Origin of the sequence: Thioclava sp. UBA3469 (assembly GCF_002378135.1) — a bacterium.
GTDB lineage: Bacteria > Pseudomonadota > Alphaproteobacteria > Rhodobacterales > Rhodobacteraceae > Thioclava > Thioclava sediminum.
In genome coordinates, this window is record NZ_DFRG01000211.1 from 19701 (window position 1) to 37401 (window position 17701).

The following is a 17701-nucleotide window of genomic DNA, read 5'->3' on the forward strand; positions in this document are numbered from 1 at the left end:
TATTCGGCCTCCCGATCCGGGCGAGAAGCTAGCGCGCCGGGCTGCAAGCTGCAAGCAATGCCGCCCGCGACCCGGCGCGCTTCAGCTTAGAGCTCGATCGCTTTGAGTATCTCGGGTTCGATGACATCCACCCCCGGCAAGCCGTCGATGAGCGGCTGGGCCGATTGCTCCAGCGCATCGAAAGTCTTGTAGTGGCAGGGGATGACGGTCTTGAAGTTGAAATACTTCTTCGACGCCCAGGCCGCGCGCTTCATGTCCATCGTGAAATGGCCGCCCGCTGCGAGGATGCCGATATCGGGATTATGCAGTTCGCCCATCCATTCCATGTCGGCCATGATGTCGGTGTCGCCGGTGACATAGATCGTGTGTCCCTCGGCTTCGATCATGAAGCCCGCGGGCTGGCCTGCATAGACCGGGTCGCCGCCCTTGTAATCGATCGAGGCCGAATGGGTCGCGTTGACCATCGTAACCTTCGCGCCGCCCAAATCGACCGTGCCGCCTTTGCCGAAGCCGACGGTTTCGACCCCCTCGGCGCCAAGGATGATCGACAATTCGTGAATGCAGTAGATCGGAATGCCCAGTTCCTTCGCGATCGGCACCGCATCGGAGGCGTGATCGCCATGGCCATGGGTCAGCAGCAGATGCGTCGCGCCTTCGATCGCTTCGCTGCGCTTGTCATCCGGAAAGACCGGCGAGCCGGTCAGGAACGGGTCGAGCAGGATCACCGCATCGCCGGTTTTGATGCGGAAGCCGGAATGGCCGAGCCAAATGACTTTCATATGGGTTTCCTCCGTTAGGCACTTCGATTGTGACAGGGTGACGTATCAGCACTGTGCAGGTTCCAAGATTAGCGCGCAAATTCGCGTGTGACAGGGCAGGGGCCCGCTGATGCGGGGCGCGGCGCTTGAAAGCCCCAGTGGCTCGGGCTAAACCGCCTTCCAAGACAAGCGGAGAAGCACATGTCCATTGATATCGACACCGCCCGCAAAGTGGCGCATCTGGCCCGGATCCGGGTGCCCGAAGACCATCTGCCCGAGCTCGCGCAGGAGCTGTCCAGTATCCTGACCTTCATGGAGCAGCTCAACGAGGTCGACGTCGAGGGCGTCGAGCCGATGACCTCCGTGACGCCGATGCGCCTCAAGCGTCGCGTCGACGAGGTGACCGATGGCGGTTATCCCGAGAAAATCCTCAAGAACGCCCCCGATGCCCGCGAGGGCTTCTTTGCCGTGCCGAAGGTGGTCGAATGAGCCTGAACAAACTGACGATTGCCGACGCGCGCGACGCGTTGAAAAAGGGCGATGTGACCGCGGTCGAACTGACCGAGTCCTGCCTGAACGAGATCGAGGGGGCCGGCGCGCTGAACGCTTACGTGCACAAGACCCCCGAGATCGCGCTGGAGCAGGCCAAGGCCGCCGATGCCCGCATCAAGTCGGGCGACGCGCCCGCGATGTGCGGTATCCCGCTGGGCATCAAGGATCTTTTCGCGACCAAGGGCGTGACGACGCAGGCCGCGTCGAACATCCTCGACGGGTTCAAGCCGGAATACGAATCCACCGTCACGCAGAACCTGTGGGATGCGGGCGCGGTCATGCTCGGCAAGCTGTCGATGGACGAATTCGCGATGGGCTCGTCGAACGAGACCGCGTGCTACGGCCCCGCCGTGAACCCGTGGAAGATCGACGACCGGAAACTGACGCCGGGCGGCTCCTCGGGCGGGTCCGCTGCCGCCGTGGCCGCCGATCTGTGCCTTGCCGCGACCGGCACAGATACCGGCGGCTCGATCCGCCAGCCCGCCGCCTTCACCGGCATCGTCGGCATCAAGCCGACCTATGGCCGGGTCTCGCGCTGGGGCGTGGTGGCCTTTGCCTCCTCGCTCGATCAGGCGGGCCCGATGACCAAATCGGTGCGCGACGCGGCGATCATGCTCGGCACGATGTGCTCGCACGATCCGAAGGATTCGACCTCCGCCGATATTCCGGTCCCGGATTTCGAGGCGGCCCTGACCGGCGACATTCGCGGCAAGAAGATCGGTATCCCGAAGGAATACCGCATCGAGGGCATGCCCGCCGAAATCCAGATGCTCTGGGACGACGGCATCGCGATGATGAAAGATGCGGGCGCCGAGATCGTCGATATCTCGCTGCCGCATACGAAATACGCGCTGCCCGCCTATTACGTCGTGGCCCCGGCGGAAGCCTCGTCGAACCTCGCGCGCTATGATGGCGTTCGCTACGGTCACCGCGCCAAGCTCGCGGCGGGCGAGGGCATCGTCGACATGTACGAGAAGACCCGCGCCGAAGGCTTCGGCCCCGAGGTGCAGCGTCGCGTGATGATCGGCACCTATGTGCTGTCGGCAGGCTTCTACGACGCCTATTACAACCGCGCCCGCAAGGTCCGCGCGTTGATCAAGCGCGACTTCGAGCAGGTCTTCGCACAGGGCATCGACTCGATCCTGACGCCCGCCACCCCCTCGGCCGCTTTCGGTCTGGGCGAGATGGACGGCGCCGATCCGGTCGAAATGTATATGCAGGACGTGTTCACCGTGACGGTGAACCTTGCAGGCCTTCCCGGCGTTTCGGTGCCGTGCGGGCTGGACAGCAAGGGGCTTCCGCTGGGGCTGCAACTCATCGGGCGGCCCTGGGAAGAGGGCGATCTGCTGAACCACGCCCATGTCCTCGAACAGGCGGCGGGCTTCGCAGCCAAACCGGAGAAATGGTGGTAACATGAAACAGGCACTCGCGATCCTCGGCGGCGTTCTGGCCCTCTCGGGCTGTATCTCTTCGATCCCCGACAGTGGCCCCGAGGCCCGTCGCGAGGCCGAACTGCGCGGCCAGCCCATCGTGCCGCCCTCGGCGCAGAGCGTTCTGCCGACCGACAACGGTTCGACCAACCCCGACGCGCCCGGCGCACCGCTGAACGCGACCGGCACCGCGATGCCGGGCACGACCAATGCGCTGTCTGCGCCGACGATCGACGCAGGCGGCACCATCGGCGACGACCCGTCGACCTCGGCCTCCAGCTCGAATGGCGCCGACAATAGCGGCGCTGCGATCGGGGCCGATGCGATGGCCGCGCTGCAGCAGACCGACGCGTCGAACAGCACCGCCGGGTCGAGCACCACGGCCAGCTCGCCGGGCTTCGACACCACCGCGTCGAGCAGCCTCGCGACCGCGCCCGTCGCGCAGAACACGATCAGCAATCAGGACAGCTCGGGCCCGAACCTCGCCGCCTATGCGCTGTCGGTGTCGAACCGGCCGGGTGATTCCGTCTACAAGCGGTCGGGCATCAAGCTGACCTCGTCGAGCAAGGCCTGCGCGAAATACGTCTCGGCCGATCAGGCGCAGCGCGCCTTCCTCTCGGCAGGCGGTCCGCAGAAAGACCGGCTGAACCTCGATCCCGATGGCGACGGGTTCGCCTGCGGTTGGGATCCGACGCCGTTCCAGCAAGCGCGTCAGTGAGCGCCGACTGGCCCTCGCCCAATTACGGCCCGCGCCGCGATGGGGCGGTGCCGGAAATTATCGTCATCCATTACACCGCGATGCGGTCCTGCGAGTCCGCACGCACCCGCCTCTGCCTCCCCGAGGCGGAGGTCTCCGCGCATTGGCTGATCGGTCGCGACGGTTCGGTCGAGCAGCTCGTGCCCGAGGAGATGCGCGCCTGGCATGCGGGTTTGGGGAGCTGGCAGGGTCTGGGCGATGTGAATTCGCGCTCCATCGGGATCGAGTTGGACAATGAAGGCGACCGTCCGTTCCCCGAGCCGCTGATGGCGTCGCTGGAAGAGTTGCTGCCGCAGATCATGCGCCGCTGGGCAATCGCGCCGGAAAACGTCATCGGCCATTCGGATTTCGCGCCCGAGCGCAAGATCGATCCGGGGCCGCGCTTCGACTGGCAAAGGCTCGCGCGGCAGGGCTTGGCGATCTGGCCTGAGCGTGGGGCACAGGCCCCTGCGATCGACTCCGAGAGCTTCCTCGCGCTGGCGTCCAGCCTCGGCTACCCGGAAGCGCCGCTCGCGACGATCCTGCCCGCCTTCCGCCTGCGCTTCCGCCCGCGCCATGAGGGGCCGCTGGATGCGATCGACATGGCGCTGGTCGCCGATCTGGCGATGCGTTTCGGCGCAGATGGCGGGGCGTGGCGATCAAGCTGAAAGCGAGGAGGGGGCTCTGCCCCCGCTCGCGATGCGAGCCCCCCGGGATATTTCTTCCAAGCCGAAAAGGTGATCAGAGCGCGGCGGCGAGCCGGGTGCCCTGATCGATGGCGCGTTTCGCGTCGAGTTCCGCTGCCACATCCGCGCCGCCGATCACATGCGGGCTACGGCCCGCCGCGATCAGCGCATCGGCCAGCGAGCGGTCCGAGAGTTGGCCTGCGCAGAGCACCACCGTATCGGCCTCGATCAACGTCGGATTTTCGCGCGCCTCGCCGAAAGTGACATGCAGCCCCTCGGCAGTGATCTTCTCGTAATTCACCCCGCCGATCATCTTCACGTCCTTCATATGCAGCGCCGCGCGGTGAACCCAGCCCGTGGTCTTGCCGAGGCGGCGGCCGAGCTTCTCCTTCTTGCGCTGCAGCAGCGTCACTTCGCGGGCGGGGGCCTCGGGCGCGGGCTTGGTCAGCCCGCCCGGCGTCTGCGCCGGATCGCCGACGCCCCATTCGCGCTTCCATTCTTCCAGATCCAGCGTCGGGCTGTCGGTCACCGTCAGGAATTCGGCCACATCGAAGCCGATGCCGCCCGCGCCGATCACTGCGACACGTTTGCCGGCGGTGACGCGGCCCTTGAGGATGTCGATATAAGTCACGACCTGCCCGCCCTCGGTCGGGATTTCCGGGTCGCGCGGCTGCACGCCGGTCGCGATGATGATCTCGTCGAAGGGGGCGAGGAGATCGGGCGTGGCGTCGGTCTCCAGCTTCACCGTCACGCCGGTCTTCTCGATCATGGTCTTGAACCAGTCGGTGAGCCCGTGGAATTCCTCCTTGCCGGGGATCGCACGCGCCATGGTCAGCTGCCCGCCGAGTTCCGAGGCGCGGTCGAACAGCGTCACCGCATGGCCGCGCTCGGCTGCGGTGATCGCCGCAGACAGGCCCGCCGGGCCCGCGCCGACGACGGCGATGGATTTCGGCGCCTCGGTCTTGGTGATGACGATCTCGGTCTCATGGGCGGCGCGCGGATTCACGAGGCAGCTCGAGACCTTGCCCTGGAACGTGTGGTCCAGGCAGGCCTGGTTGCAGGCGATGCAGGGCGCGATCTCGGCGGCGCGGCCCTCTTTCGCCTTCACCACGAAATCCGCATCGGCGAGGAAGGGGCGCGCCATCGACACCATGTCGGCGCAGCCCTCGGCCAGGACGCTCTCGCCGATTTCCGGCGTGTTGATCCGGTTCGAGGTGATGACCGGGATCGAGACCTCGGGCTTGAGCCGACCGGTGAGCCAGGTGAAGGCCGCGCGCGGCACCGACGTCACGATGGTCGGCACCCGCGCCTCGTGCCAGCCGATGCCGGTGTTGAGCATCGTGGCGCCCGCCGCCTCGACGGCTTTGGCGAGCGTGACGACCTCTTCCCAAGTCGAGCCGTCGGGGATCAGGTCGATCAGCGAGATACGGAAGATCACGATGAAATCGGGGCCGACCGCTTCGCGCACGCGCTTGACCACTTCGACGGGCAGGCGCATCCGGTTCTCGAACGAGCCGCCCCAACCGTCTTCGCGCTTATTGGTGTGGCGCACGAGGAACTGGTTGAGGAAATAGCCCTCGGAGCCCATCACCTCGACTCCGTCATAGCCCGCCTCGCGGGCGCGCGCGGCGGCGGTGGCGATGTCGGCGATCTGCTTCTCGATCCCGGCTTCGTCGAGCTCTTTCGGCGGGAAGGGGGAGATCGGGGATTTGATGGCCGAAGGGGCCACGCAATCGGGACCATAGGCGTAGCGCCCGGCGTGCAGGATTTGCATCGCGATCCTGCCGCCCGCCGCGTGGACGCGGTCGGTGATGATCTTGTGATGCGCGATATCTTCGGGGGTGAACAGACCTGCCGCGCCGGGGAAGACGCCGCCTTCATTGTTGGGGGCCATGCCGCCCGTCACCATCAGCGCGACACCGCCGCGCGCGCGCTCGGCATAGAACTCGGCCACCGCATTCCAGTCGCCGCGCTCTTCTAGATTGGTGTGCATCGAGCCCATCAGCACGCGGTTCGGCAGCGTCACATGGCCCAGATCGAGCGGCGTGAAGATATGCGGATATTGGCTCATGTAACCCTCCCTGATTTGGCCCGCACTCTGCGGCGCGAGGCCAAGCTTGTCACGTCAAACGCGGCGTCAGAGCGAAAGCGCCACCGTTTCGCAGGGATCACCAACCTGCGGGATTCTCTCCGATTGTTACCCTCGTATTGTCGCCGCGAAGTCTAAATTGCGCCCGATTTCGTGCCGATAAGCGGGAAATAAGAAACAGAAATTACAAGCCGAAGGGTGTTTGGGATGGATCGCCTGACTGAAATGGAAGCCTTTGCCACCGTTGTGGACCAAGGGGGCTTCACCGATGCGGCCAAGAAGATGGGCATCTCCAAATCGGCTGTGTCGAAACACGTCTCGGCGTTGGAGGCGCGCCTCGGCGCACGTCTTCTGAATCGCACCACCCGTCGCGTTTCGCCGACGGAAATCGGGCTGGCCTATTACGATCGCGCGCGTCGTGTTCTCAATGATGCGGGCGAGGCCGATGCGCTGGTCACGTCGATGCAGACGGCGCCCTCGGGGCTGCTGCGCATCTCGGTCGCCACCGATTTCGGTGTGAATCTTCTCTCGCCCGTTCTGGGCGAATTCCTGCAGGAATTTCCCGAAATCACCGTGAATATGGTGCTGAACAACCGCTACGTCGAACTCATCTCCGAAGGGTTCGACATGGCGATCCGCGTCGGCGAGCTGGAGGATTCGAGCCTGCGCGCGCGCAAGCTGACCGAGACTTCGCGCCGGATGATTGCCTCGCCGGATTACTTCAAGAAATTCGGCCGCCCCGAGCGGATCGACGATCTCAACGACCACAAGCTGCTGCATTACTCCAACCAGTCGGCGGGCAATGTCTGGAAGCTGACCGCGCCTTCGGGCGAGCGGCGTCAGGTTCGCTCGGCGGGCTGGCTGACGGTCAATGACGGCCAGTCGCTGCTGCATGCCGCGACCGCCGGTCTGGGGATCGCTTACCTGCCGTCCTTCCTTTACGCCGATGCGATGCGCGAAGGGCTGGTGGAAGAGGCGATGCCCGATCTGCCGATGGAGACGCTGGGCATCTACGCGATCTATCCGCCGGGCCGTTTCACGCAGCCGAAGGTGCGCGCCTTCATAGATTTCCTCGCCAAGACCTTTGCCGAGAAGGGCCCCGACAACTGGTGAGAGCGAACTCCCTCCCGCGCCGGGCCATTCCGTCGGCTGGCGCTAACTCCGGGTCGAGGTGAGAACCGCTTCGACCCGTCTGTTTTTCTCGCGTCCCTCTTTGGTCAGGTTGCTTGCGCGCGGGGCGAGGAAGCCCGCCCCCTCGGCGCTGACCTGCGACGCCGCCACCCCGTAATCGCCGATCAGCTTCTGCCGTGCCGATTGCGCGCGTTTCTTCGACAGCGCGATATTGGCCGCGAGCGAGCCCACCGCATCGGTATGACCCACTAGCATCACCTGAAAATCGGGATTGGCCTTGAGGAACTCGGCCAGCGCCTGCAGCGAGGCGAAATCGCCCGAGCCAAGCGCAGAGGCCCCGGAGGGGAAGTCGAGATCGTCGAGCGCGACCGAGCCCTGCGCCTCCAGCGTTTGCGCAAGCGCGGACGGGGCGACGGCGGGCGCATCGGCGCGCGGCAGAATCGGCGCGGTTTGCGGCGGGGCGAGCGGATCGTCGGGCTGAGCAGGCGTGACGTCTTGCACCCGCATCTCGGTCACCTGAATGAAGCCCGACTCAGAGGACCGCGACACGGTGATCGCGAAATAATCGGCCCCCTTGCGCGCCGCGATATAGCGGAAGTCGCCCAGATCGACATGCATCGCGGGCTCCGACAGCAGGTCGAGCGCGTAGCGGAAATCGAACCCGCCGCAGGCCTGCGTGTCGCATTCATAGAGAATGTCGTAGCCCGCCTGTTCGAGTTGATCGCGCAGGGGCGCGAGGATTTGCAGTGTCGTGTTCTGATTGGCCCGCAACTGATAGGCGGTGTCGGAGCGCGCGCCTTCCAGATCGCGGGTCTCGAGCTGACCGTCCTGCCACGGCCCGACCGCCAACTGGTAGCTGGTGGCGGGGCTCGTTTCCTGCGCGGATTGGGTGGCGCCTGCGGGCAGTGTCAGGTCCGCCGATGCGGCCAGCGCCGCGTGGGACAGGGGGGCGGCCAGCAGACCGGCGAGGAGAAGGGACGCCCGGCCGGTCATGCGGCCTCCGGCGCGCGGCGATAGTGATACTGCGCGCGCACTTCCATGCCGAAGCTCTTGGCAAGCCCGTTCGAGGCATCGTTTTCAAATGTCGTGATCATCTCGAACCGCTCGGCCCCGGCCTCGGCGGCCCAGCGTGCGCCCTCATGGATCATCTCGCGCGCGAGGTTCATCCGGCGATATTGCGGCGCGACCGCGAGCGCATGGAGCATCGCGGCCCCTTCATAAACAGCGATATAGGCAACGCCTGCGGCCCGGTCGTCTTTGCGGCCCAGAACGCAGGTTTTCGGCACCTCGGCGCGATCCATGATCGCTTGGCGCTCGGGTCCGACATCGAGCTCGGTCCAGAGGTCGCGGGCGATCTGCAGCGGCGGCCAATGGGCGAAAGCGGTCACGGGCGGCACCTCGCCCTGCATCGCCGCGATTGGAGCCGACCAGATCCGCACCGGGTCATAGGATTCGTAGCCGCGCGTCTCCAGGACCGCATCCAAGGCCTCGTCGCCCGCGCGGATCATGAAGCGCGGACGCTGACCCAAGGCGCGATGCGCGGCTTCGGCGGCCGGAATGTCGGCCTGTTCGAGCGGCACATCCAGCGTCGCGCAGCTGACGCGCGAGCCGCCGCCTTGCCCGTCGCGGATCAGAAATCCGCCCGCGCGGCGATATTCGGCTGCGGGCCAGGTTGCGTCGATGATCGCATAGGCGTCGATCATGTGCCCTCCGGGAAGGCGGTTTTCAGTTCGGCGAAGCCCGCATCGACCTGAACGGGATCGGTGCCGCGCAGCACGAGATTGGTGCCGTACCGGCCTTCCTGCACGAAGGGGTAGGAGCCGATCGAGAGGTCGGGATAGCGGCCCGCCAGCGCGCGCAGATCGTCGGCCACCGAGGATTCCGCGCGCAGCACCTGCAGGCTGCGCGAGATCATCGGCGCGCCGCCGGTGAGTTTCGGCAAGAGCCCCTCGACCATCGCCTGAAAGATGTTCGGCACGCCCGCCATCACATGGACATTGCCCAGCGAAAAGCCCGGCGCGGCGGAGACCGGGTTCTCGATCAATACCGCCCCGTCGGGGATCCGCGCCATGCGCAGCCGCGCGGAGGTGAATTCCGCATCCCGGGCTGCATAATGCGCGGCGAGGATCGCCTTGGCATCCTCGCGCACGTCGAGCTTGGCCCCCATCGCCTCGGCCACCGCATCGGCGGTGATGTCGTCATGGGTCGGGCCGATTCCGCCGCTCGTAAAAAGGTGATCATGGGCTGCCGAGAGCTCCCGCACCGCAGCCACGATCACGTCATTGTCGTCCGGCACCACGCGGATTTCGCGGCAGGTGATTCCGCGCTCGACCAGCTGTCCGGCCAGATAATGCGCGTTTCCCTCGCGGGTGCGCCCCGAGAGGATTTCATCGCCGATGATCAGGATCGCTGCGGTGGGATTTGGCATCTGTGAGGCTCCTTTCGACTTGGTATAGGGCGCGGAACGGGGCGCGAAAAGCCCGGGCACTGGCCAAGCCCCGCTTTTGTGACTATCTAAAGGCCGAAACCCTTAAGGAGCAGACCGTTGGACGATACTCAGGGCCGCACCACGAAGGACGGAATCCGGATCTACGATCAGAGCGATTTTGCGGGAATGCGCGCCTCCTCGCAGGTGACGGCGCAAATTCTCGACGAGGTCGCCGATCTGGTGGAGCCGGGGGTCACGACCGCAGCACTCGACGCCTTCATCGAACGCCGCGTGGGCGAGCTGGGCGCCACCTCGGCGACCATCGGGTATCGCGGCTATCAGCACGCGAGCTGCATCTCGGTGAACCATGTCGTCTGCCACGGTATCCCGGGCGACAAGAAGCTGAAGGACGGCGATATCATCAATATCGACGTGACCGTGATCCTCGACGGCTGGTTCGGGGACAGCTCGCGGATGTATGTCGCGGGCAATCTGAGCCGCAAGGCCGAGCGCCTGATCCAGGTCACCCATGACTCGCTCATGGTCGGCATCGAGCAGGTGAAGCCCGGCAACACCTTTGGCGATATCGGCCACGCGATCCAGAAATTCGTCGAGAGCAACCGCATGTCGGTCGTGCGCGATTTCTGCGGCCACGGCGTGGGCAAGGTGTTCCACGCGCCGCCGAACGTGCTGCATTACGGGCGCGCAGGATCCGGCGCGATGCTGGAAGAGGGCATGATCTTCACGATCGAGCCGATGGTGAATCTGGGCCGCCCCGAGACCAAGGTTCTGGCCGACGATTGGACCGCCGTGACGCGGGACAAGTCGTTGTCGGCGCAGTTCGAGCATTCGGTGGGCGTGACCGCCGATGGTTGCGAGATCTTCACCACCTCGCCGGCGGGACGCTTCCACCCGACCTGGCGCTAAGATTCAGTCGTTAGTGGGGCTCCGCCCCCGCTGGCTGCGCCAGCCCCCCGGGATATTTCCGCCAAGCCGAAGATCAGGGATCGAGGCCGATGAGCCGCGGCACTTGGGCCATGTCGGTGAACAGTTCCGCCCCTTCCGCCGCGAGCCGCGGGTTATCGCCTTTCGGCGAATAGCCGAGGCAGCGCATACCTGCGTTTTTCGCCGCGCGCGCGCCTGTGGCGCTATCTTCGATCACCACGCAAGCCTTCGGGTCAGCGCCCAGATGGCGCGCGGCATGGATGTAGAGATCGGGCTTCGGCTTGGGCATTCCCATGTCCTGCCCCGAGAACAGAAGTCCTTCGAGCCGCGTGCGGATATCCGGGTGCTGCCCGAGCGTCGCCTCCATCTTCGCCTGCCGTCCGTTCGAGCCGACCGCAAAGGGAATTCCCTCCGCATCGAGCCGGGCGAGAAGGCGCGGGATGCCGGGCATCAACTCGGTCCCCTCGCGCAGCCGGGCGTAGAGCCCTTCGTAATAGCTGTCGACCCAGCCCTCGGGCAGATCGGCCCCATGCGCGCGGCCCCATTGATAGACATTCTCGATGGTGGAGCCGATGAAGGCCTCTTCCAGTTCGGAGATCGTCTTATGCACGCCGTAGCGGGCGAATTCTTCCTGAATCAGGTCGAAGGTCGCGGGCTCGCTGTCGACGAGCACACCGTCGCAATCGAACAGGACGGCATGGGGGATCTTCGGGTGGTTTGTCATTCAGGCATCCGGGCAAGGGTTACGAGCGTGTCGCCATAGCGGCGTTGGTCGAGCTGTTCGAGGGCGGCGGGCAGGATCGGCGGGGTGTTCTCTTCCCAAACGATCATCGCGCCCGGAGCGATCCATCCATTCTCGAGACAGGAGGCGAGGGCACGTTCGCCCAGTCCCATCCCATAGGGCGGGTCGAGGAAGATCAGATCATAGCCGGGGCCGCGATTTGGACCCATATTGGTCGCATCGCGCCGCCAGACATCGGTGACGCCCATCGCGCGCATCGCCTCGATATTGCGGCGCAGAAGTGCGCGGGCGGCGGTGCCGTCATCGACGAAGTCCACGCGGGCCGCGCCGCGCGACAGCGCCTCCAGCCCCAGCGCGCCGGTGCCCGCGAAGAGATCGAGCACACGTGCCTCGGGCACCGGATTGCCATGCCCGCCATTCATCAGCAGGTTGAAGATCGACTCGCGCACGCGGTCGGTCGTGGGGCGCAGATGCGCATCCATGTCGCCTGCACCCACATCCGCCAGTTTCAGCCCGCGTTTCGCGCCTCCGATAATTCTCATTTCATCAGGGCTTTCAGCTCTGCCGTGGTCTCGACAGCTTCGGGCGTCACGGGTTTGCCCGCTTCGATCAGGCGTTTGCCGACCATATAGGCGCGCGCATCGTTGATCGCGTCCACCGCGATCAGGCGGCCTGCGCGGAAATACCAGAAGCTGCTGCCGTCATCGCGGCGGCTGACGACCTGATCGTAGCCCGCATTGAGCCCGGCGATCTGCAGCTTCGCGTCGAACTGATCGGACCAGAACCACGGTTTTGGGGCAAAGGCGCGGCCTGCTCCCAGCATGTTCTCGGCGACCAGCTCGCCCATGTCGATTGCGTTGCCGACGGATTCGAGGCGGATACGTTCAGCGGCCCCGGGGAAGGAGGCGCAATCGCCCGCCGCCCAGATATGGGGCGCGGAGGTGCGGCCCTGCGCGTCGGCGGCGATGCCGTTTTCGCAATGGATACCGGCTTCGCGGGCGACCTCTTCGTCGGGGGTGATGCCGATGCCGACGATCACGAAATCGGCGGGCAATTCGCGCCCGTCCTCGAGGATCGCGCCGGTGACGGCCTCCTCGCCGGTCAATCGCGTCAGGCCGACCCCTTCGAGGATTTCGACGCCGCGCCCGCGATGCAGCGCGCGGATCGCGTCTGCAGTTTCTTCGCAGGCGACGCGGCCGAGGATGCGCGGGGCGGCCTCGACCAGCGTGACCTCGAGGCCGAGCTTGCGCGCGACCGCCGCGGCCTCCAGCCCGATATAGCCGCCGCCGACCACCACGAGCCGTTTTCCGGGGGTGAAATGGGGCTGCATCCGGTCGACATCCGCGAGGTTGCGCACGGTGAAGACATTGCCCAGATCGCCGCCGATCGCCGCGGGCAGACGGCGCGGCGTGGCCCCGGTGCAGAGCGCGAGTTCGGAATAATCGAGCGTCTCGCCATCCGACAGGGTGACCGTCTGCGCCTCGGCATCGATCGCGGTGACGGAGGTGCCGAGCCGCAGCACGATGTCGTTCTCCTGCCACCAGTCGGGGGCGCGCAGCGTGAGCCGCTCCAGCTCCATATCGCCCAGCAGATAGGCTTTCGACAGGGGTGGTCGCTGGTAGGGCTGAATGGGCTCCGCGCCGATCACGGTGATCGCACCGTCATATTTCAGCGCCCGCAGTTTCGCGGCCATCGAGGCTGCGGCCTGTCCCGCGCCGACGATCACTATTCCACCCATGACTTTCTCCACTGGCCCGGCTCGCGCTTGACCCTATATCGACGGGCGGAACAAGTGCAACGCGAACAAATCGGAGCTTTCTATGACCTTAACGACCGGCGACGTTCTTCCTGGCGCGACTTTCCTCGCGATGGGCGATGAAGGGCCGCAACCCGTGAGCCTCGGTGACAAGATGAAGGGCCGCAAGATCGTGATCTTCGCCGTGCCGGGCGCCTTTACCGGCGTCTGCACCACCGCCCATGTGCCCAGCTTCATCCGCACCAAGGACCAATTCGCCGAGAAGGGCGTGGACGAGATCGTCTGCATCTCCGTCAATGACCCCTTCGTGATGAAATCCTGGGGCGAAGAGACCGGCGCGACCGAGGCGGGGCTGACCATGCTGGCCGACCCGGAAGCCGCTTTCACGCAGGCGATCGAGATGGATTTCACCGCGCCGCCCGCGGGCCTCATCAACCGCTCGAAGCGCTATGCGATGCTGGTCGAGGATGGCGTGGTCAAGCTGCTGCATGTCGAGGATAGCCCCGGCACCTGCGAAGCCTCGGCGGGCAAGGGGCTTCTCGCGGCAATCTAACGCGCGCCCTTTCCGGAACATGAAAACGCCCGGCCAAGGAGCCGGGCGTTTTTCGTTCAGTCTTTGTCTTTTTCGACTGGTTCGGTCAGACGCATCACCGGGCGTCCGATATCGCGGTCGACCTCGGCCACGCCCTCGGCCAGCGAATCCAGCGCGCCGGCCAGTTCGATATCGAGGACGCTGATGCCGCCGCAATCATGGGTCGTCAGCGTGATTTCGAGCTTGTTGTAGACATTGCGCCAATCGGGATGGTGATCCATCTTCTCGGCGCAGAGCGCGGCTTGGCTCATGAACCCCCAAGCGGCGGAGAAATCCTTGAACAGAAGCCGCTTGATCAAGGCATCCTGCCCATCGGCCGCGCGCCATCCGGTATCTTCAAGCGCGTTCAGCAGCGCCTTGCGTTCCTCGGGTTCGAGCTTCGATGTCATCGCTTACTCCCTGATGCGTTAAGCTGGCCCGCAGCCTTGCAGCAGCGGGCCGCCAGTTCAAGCGGCGCCGCTTTCGCGGGTCACGCTGCGGGTCTCGATCTTCGGCACCTGCACCACTTCGAGCGTCCGCGTGGGGAAGGGAATGCCGATGCCGTTAGCGTCGAACTCCACCTTGATCTTACGGGTATATTCCGCCTGAAGTCCCCAGAAATCTTCCGTCTTGGCCCAGACGCGGAAGGTGAAATCGACCGAGCTGTCGCCCAGTTGCTTCACCCGGATCACGGGCGCGGGCTCTTGCAGGGCACGCGGATCGGAGAGCGAGATATTCTCCAGCACTTCCTGCGTCTTCTTCAGGTCCGCGTCATAGGCGACGCCGATGGTCAGATCCATCATCCGTGTCGGGTTGGCGGAGAAATTGGTGATCGCGCTCGACCAGATGTCGCTGTTGGGCACGATGATCTGGATGCCGTCATAGGTCGTCAGCACCGTGTAGAAGAGCTGGATCTCGGTCACCGTGCCGCTTTCCGAGCCCGCGGCGATGAAATCGCCTTGGCGGAACGGGCGGAACAGAATGATCATCACGCCCGCCGCAAGGTTCGACAGCGTGCCTTGCAGCGCCAGACCGATGGCCAGACCGGCGGCACCGACAAGGGCGGCCAACGAGGTGGTCTGAATACCGAAGCGGTTGAGGATGAAGATCACCCCGATCGCGAGGATCAGGTATTTCACCATATTGCCGAGGAAGCCGAAGAGCGTGTCGTCCAGCCGTTTGTAACGCTGCGACAGCGCCACGATACGCCGTTTGGCCCAGGCCGAGATCGCCATCGCGACCAGCAAGATCACCAGCGCAGCCACCACATTCACCGCAACCATGATGGCCGCATCGATCCGATCCTGCGTCAGCCACGCGCTGACATCGGTCAGGTCATTGAAATTCATTCATCGCTCCCGTCATACGTCCTTTAACACTGCTACTTATCACGCCTGCTCATCGCTGCCACCCGAGGGGCTCCGGAACGGGCCCATTTCGGTAAGTATCTCGATATCTTCGTCCACGGCGGCGCGTTCGGCCTCCAGATACTCCGCGACCGCGCCGCGCAGACCTTCATGGCCGATCCAATGCGCCGAATGGGTCGCGACGGGCAGGTAGCCGCGCGCCAGCTTATGTTCGCCCTGCGCCCCGGCCTCGACCCGGCTCAGCTTGTGCGCGATCGCGTAATCGACTGCCTGATGGTAGCAAAGCTCGAAATGCAGGAAGGGGTGATCCTCGATGCAGCCCCAATAGCGCCCGAAGAGCGCATCCCGCCCTATCAGGTTCAGCGCACCCGCAATCGGGCGGTCTCCGTTCATCGCCAGCACCAGAAGCACGTCGTCGCGCATCTCGTGCAGCAGGTCGAAGAAGGCACGGCTCAGGTAGGGGCGGCCCCATTTTCGCGCGCCGGTGTCCTGATAGAACTGCCAGAACGCATCCCAATGCTCGGGCCGGATATCGTCGCCGGTCAGCTGCACGATCTCGCCGCCGAAGGCCTGTGCCCGCTGGCGTTCCTTGCGCAGCGTCTTGCGCTTGCGCGAACTCAGCTCGCCGAGGAACTGGTCGAAGCTCTCGTAGTCCTCGTTGAACCAGTGAAATTGTTGCCCGAGCCGCGGCAGCCAGCCCGCCTCGGCGGCAAGCTCCGCTTCGTCCTCGGTGCAGAATGTCATATGAACCGACGAGACCCCGGCTCCTTCCGCGATCTGCGCCATCCCGGCCAGAAGCGCGCGGCCCCCGGCCTCTTCCAGCCCCGGCAGAACCAGCAGACGCCGCCCGGCCACGGGGGTGAAGGGTACCGCGCATTGCAGCTTGGGGTAATAGCGCCCGCCCGCGCGCTCGAACGCATCGGCCCAGCCGTGATCGAAGACATACTCGCCCTGACTGTGCGATTTCACGTAAAGCGGCGCCACGCCGATCACCCGGTCGCCCATCCGCGCCACCAGATGCCGCGCATCCCATCCCGTCCCCGGACCGACCGAGCCGGAGGCCTCCAAGGCCGCAAGAAACCGATGCGTGGTGAACGGGTCGAACGCCCGCTCCCCATCCCCGATTTCGGGGCAGGCGCAGGCGTTCCAGTCTTTTTCACTTATTTCGGAAATATCCGAATAAAGCGTGATTTCAACGCTTTGATCCATTTGATCCCGGGTGGTTAGGCCATCCTTTGCCTGAATCTGTACCCTGAGCGCGCGGCGTCAAGCCGGAAGCGCCGAGAGGTAGCCTTCGAAGGTCACGTTATCGGCCACCCGACGCGCCAGCGCCTCCTCGTCGACCGAGCGGATCGTCCAGCACAGCACCGGCACGCCGAGCGATTTCAGCTCGGTCACACGCAGCGCGTTCAGGTCCTTCGCCTCATGCGAGATGAAGGCCGCGCCGACGCGCTCGAAATCGGGGATATGGCGCAGCTCGTCGCCGCGGGCTGCAGGCAGCAGCGCCCAGTCATTGGGCTGATAGGCCGAGGTGGTCAGCCCGACAGGCACGCCCGGGGCCAGCTCGCCGAAAGCCGCCACCGCGTGGGGGTTGAAGGACATCACCGCGACCGGGCCTTCATAGTCGCGCAACAACAGCGCCGTCGCCTCTTCCAGCGGGCCGATCTGCTGGCCGAGCGCGCCGTCCTGATCCTTGATCTCGACCAGAAGCGGAACCTGCCCGTCGACGATCTTCAGCACTTCGGCGAGGGTCGGAATACCTTCCTGCGTGCCGCTCAGATGGATCGCGCCAAGCTCTGCCGACGTGCGCTGGCGCACCGGGCCGCGCTCTGCGGTCAGCCGGTCCAGCGCGTAGTCGTGAAACACCATCGGCACGCCATCGGCCGAGAGTTGCACGTCGATCTCGATCCCGTAGCCCGCCGCGATAGCCGCGCGGATTGCGCCGCGACTGTTTTCAGGGCGGCCGAGCGTGTAGTCGTGCAGCGCCCGATGCGCGATCGGAAGCCGGAGAAAATCAGGATGCAATGCCATCACGCGACCTCGAAAATCGCCTCGATTTCGACCGCGACGCCCATCGGCAGCGAAGCCGCCGAGACCGCCGAACGCGCGTGACGCCCCGCGTCGCCGAAGACTTCGACCATCAGGTCCGAACAGCCGTTCACGACCTTGGGCTGATCGGTGAACTCAGGCGTCGAATTCACGAAGCCCACCAGCTTCACCACGCGGAGCTTGTCGAGATCACGAATGGCCGCTTTCGCCTGCGCGATCAGCGCCAGCCCGCAGAACCGCGCCGCCATCGCGCCCTCTTCGACATCCATCCCGTCGCCGAGCTTGCCGCGGATCAGCCCCTCGGGCCCGTTCGAGATCTGTCCCGAGACGAACAGTTGATTGTCGGTGCGCACGAAGGGCACGTAATTTGCCGCCGGTGCGGGCGCATCGGGAAGGTGAATTCCCAGCTCTTCGAGACGTGCTTCGATCTTGGCCATTGCGCCCTCCATGAAATTTCGCGG

Annotated in this window: 20 protein-coding genes; 7 read left to right on the forward strand and 13 right to left on the reverse strand. The window is 65.2% G+C overall.

The window, feature by feature from the left end:
* Positions 1-86: 86 nt before the first annotated feature.
* The gene (locus tag B3D39_RS15430; RefSeq protein ID WP_274962326.1) at positions 87-779 is read right to left on the reverse strand and encodes a metal-dependent hydrolase; all 693 of its coding nucleotides are present in this window, start codon (positions 777-779) and stop codon (positions 87-89) included.
* 180 nt (positions 780-959) lie between these two features.
* On the opposite strand from B3D39_RS15430, the gene gatC reads away from it, so the two are divergent.
* From gatC to B3D39_RS15450, 4 genes are read left to right on the forward strand one after another with little or no spacing between them, the layout of a single operon-like run.
* Positions 960-1247 (forward strand): Asp-tRNA(Asn)/Glu-tRNA(Gln) amidotransferase subunit GatC, encoded by a 288-nt coding sequence (gene gatC, locus B3D39_RS15435; RefSeq protein ID WP_075775378.1) that lies wholly within the window; start codon positions 960-962, stop codon positions 1245-1247.
* The gene (gene gatA, locus B3D39_RS15440) at positions 1244-2722 is read left to right on the forward strand and encodes an Asp-tRNA(Asn)/Glu-tRNA(Gln) amidotransferase subunit GatA (RefSeq protein ID WP_286789855.1); all 1479 of its coding nucleotides are present in this window, start codon (positions 1244-1246) and stop codon (positions 2720-2722) included. Before gatC ends, gatA begins: the two co-directional genes overlap by 4 nt.
* A gap of 1 nt (position 2723) precedes the next feature.
* Positions 2724-3458: a hypothetical protein gene (locus tag B3D39_RS15445; protein ID WP_274963285.1), complete on the forward strand. Its 735-nt coding sequence runs from the start codon at positions 2724-2726 to the stop codon at positions 3456-3458.
* Positions 3455-4144 (forward strand): N-acetylmuramoyl-L-alanine amidase, encoded by a 690-nt coding sequence (locus B3D39_RS15450; RefSeq protein WP_274963286.1) that lies wholly within the window; start codon positions 3455-3457, stop codon positions 4142-4144. Before B3D39_RS15445 ends, B3D39_RS15450 begins: the two co-directional genes overlap by 4 nt.
* Positions 4145-4217: 73 nt before the next feature.
* On the opposite strand, the gene B3D39_RS15455 is transcribed toward B3D39_RS15450, so the two are convergent.
* On the reverse strand, positions 4218-6233 hold the full coding sequence (locus B3D39_RS15455; RefSeq protein WP_274963287.1) for an NADPH-dependent 2,4-dienoyl-CoA reductase: 2016 nt from the start codon (positions 6231-6233) through the stop codon (positions 4218-4220).
* Between the two features lie 225 nt (positions 6234-6458).
* On the opposite strand from B3D39_RS15455, the gene B3D39_RS15460 reads away from it, so the two are divergent.
* A complete protein-coding gene (locus tag B3D39_RS15460) occupies positions 6459-7364 on the forward strand; it encodes a LysR family transcriptional regulator (protein ID WP_078550848.1) in 906 nt (301 codons plus the stop codon).
* A gap of 42 nt (positions 7365-7406) precedes the next feature.
* Here B3D39_RS15460 and B3D39_RS15465 read toward each other — a convergent pair whose 3' ends face one another.
* The 3 genes from B3D39_RS15465 to B3D39_RS15475 are packed head-to-tail and all read right to left on the reverse strand — an operon-like array spanning position 7407 to position 9810.
* Positions 7407-8375 carry an OmpA family protein gene (locus tag B3D39_RS15465; RefSeq protein ID WP_274963288.1) on the reverse strand — a complete coding sequence of 323 codons (969 nt, stop codon included), beginning with the start codon at positions 8373-8375 and terminating at the stop codon, positions 7407-7409.
* Positions 8372-9085 carry a GNAT family N-acetyltransferase gene (locus B3D39_RS15470; protein WP_274963289.1) on the reverse strand — a complete coding sequence of 238 codons (714 nt, stop codon included), beginning with the start codon at positions 9083-9085 and terminating at the stop codon, positions 8372-8374. The genes B3D39_RS15465 and B3D39_RS15470 overlap by 4 nt, the downstream gene beginning before the upstream one ends.
* Entirely contained in the window at positions 9082-9810 is a 729-nt protein-coding gene (locus tag B3D39_RS15475; RefSeq protein ID WP_274963290.1) for a competence/damage-inducible protein A, read from the reverse strand. Before B3D39_RS15475 ends, B3D39_RS15470 begins: the two co-directional genes overlap by 4 nt.
* Positions 9811-9927: 117 nt before the next feature.
* Between B3D39_RS15475 and map the strand changes: the two genes are divergently transcribed.
* A complete protein-coding gene (gene map / locus B3D39_RS15480) occupies positions 9928-10737 on the forward strand; it encodes a type I methionyl aminopeptidase (RefSeq protein ID WP_078550844.1) in 810 nt (269 codons plus the stop codon).
* Between the two features lie 73 nt (positions 10738-10810).
* On the opposite strand, the gene B3D39_RS15485 is transcribed toward map, so the two are convergent.
* Genes B3D39_RS15485 through B3D39_RS15495 form a run of 3 tightly spaced genes read right to left on the reverse strand, consistent with a single transcriptional unit; the run spans position 10811 to position 13235 of the window.
* The gene (locus tag B3D39_RS15485; RefSeq protein WP_274963291.1) at positions 10811-11479 is read right to left on the reverse strand and encodes an HAD family hydrolase; all 669 of its coding nucleotides are present in this window, start codon (positions 11477-11479) and stop codon (positions 10811-10813) included.
* The gene (gene rsmD / locus B3D39_RS15490; RefSeq protein WP_274963292.1) at positions 11476-12039 is read right to left on the reverse strand and encodes a 16S rRNA (guanine(966)-N(2))-methyltransferase RsmD; all 564 of its coding nucleotides are present in this window, start codon (positions 12037-12039) and stop codon (positions 11476-11478) included. Before rsmD ends, B3D39_RS15485 begins: the two co-directional genes overlap by 4 nt.
* Positions 12036-13235: an NAD(P)/FAD-dependent oxidoreductase gene (locus B3D39_RS15495; RefSeq protein WP_274963293.1), complete on the reverse strand. Its 1200-nt coding sequence runs from the start codon at positions 13233-13235 to the stop codon at positions 12036-12038. Before B3D39_RS15495 ends, rsmD begins: the two co-directional genes overlap by 4 nt.
* An 82-nt stretch (positions 13236-13317) precedes the next feature.
* Between B3D39_RS15495 and B3D39_RS15500 the strand changes: the two genes are divergently transcribed.
* Complete coding sequence (locus B3D39_RS15500) at positions 13318-13806, forward strand: peroxiredoxin (RefSeq protein WP_274963294.1); 489 nt, start codon at positions 13318-13320, stop codon at positions 13804-13806.
* Positions 13807-13862: 56 nt separating this feature from the next.
* Here B3D39_RS15500 and B3D39_RS15505 read toward each other — a convergent pair whose 3' ends face one another.
* Genes B3D39_RS15505 through B3D39_RS15525 form a run of 5 tightly spaced genes read right to left on the reverse strand, consistent with a single transcriptional unit; the run spans position 13863 to position 17677 of the window.
* The gene (locus tag B3D39_RS15505; protein ID WP_338113653.1) at positions 13863-14234 is read right to left on the reverse strand and encodes a 4a-hydroxytetrahydrobiopterin dehydratase; all 372 of its coding nucleotides are present in this window, start codon (positions 14232-14234) and stop codon (positions 13863-13865) included.
* Positions 14235-14291: 57 nt separating this feature from the next.
* Positions 14292-15173: a mechanosensitive ion channel family protein gene (locus B3D39_RS15510; protein ID WP_078602255.1), complete on the reverse strand. Its 882-nt coding sequence runs from the start codon at positions 15171-15173 to the stop codon at positions 14292-14294.
* Between the two features lie 39 nt (positions 15174-15212).
* A complete protein-coding gene (locus tag B3D39_RS15515; protein ID WP_274963295.1) occupies positions 15213-16400 on the reverse strand; it encodes a GNAT family N-acetyltransferase in 1188 nt (395 codons plus the stop codon).
* Positions 16401-16457: 57 nt separating this feature from the next.
* Positions 16458-17222, reverse strand: a complete 765-nt coding sequence (locus tag B3D39_RS15520; protein WP_414718013.1) for a glycerophosphodiester phosphodiesterase family protein — start codon at positions 17220-17222, stop codon at positions 16458-16460.
* Entirely contained in the window at positions 17222-17677 is a 456-nt protein-coding gene (locus tag B3D39_RS15525) for a RidA family protein (protein ID WP_274963297.1), read from the reverse strand. Before B3D39_RS15525 ends, B3D39_RS15520 begins: the two co-directional genes overlap by 1 nt.
* Positions 17678-17701: the final 24 nt, after the last annotated feature.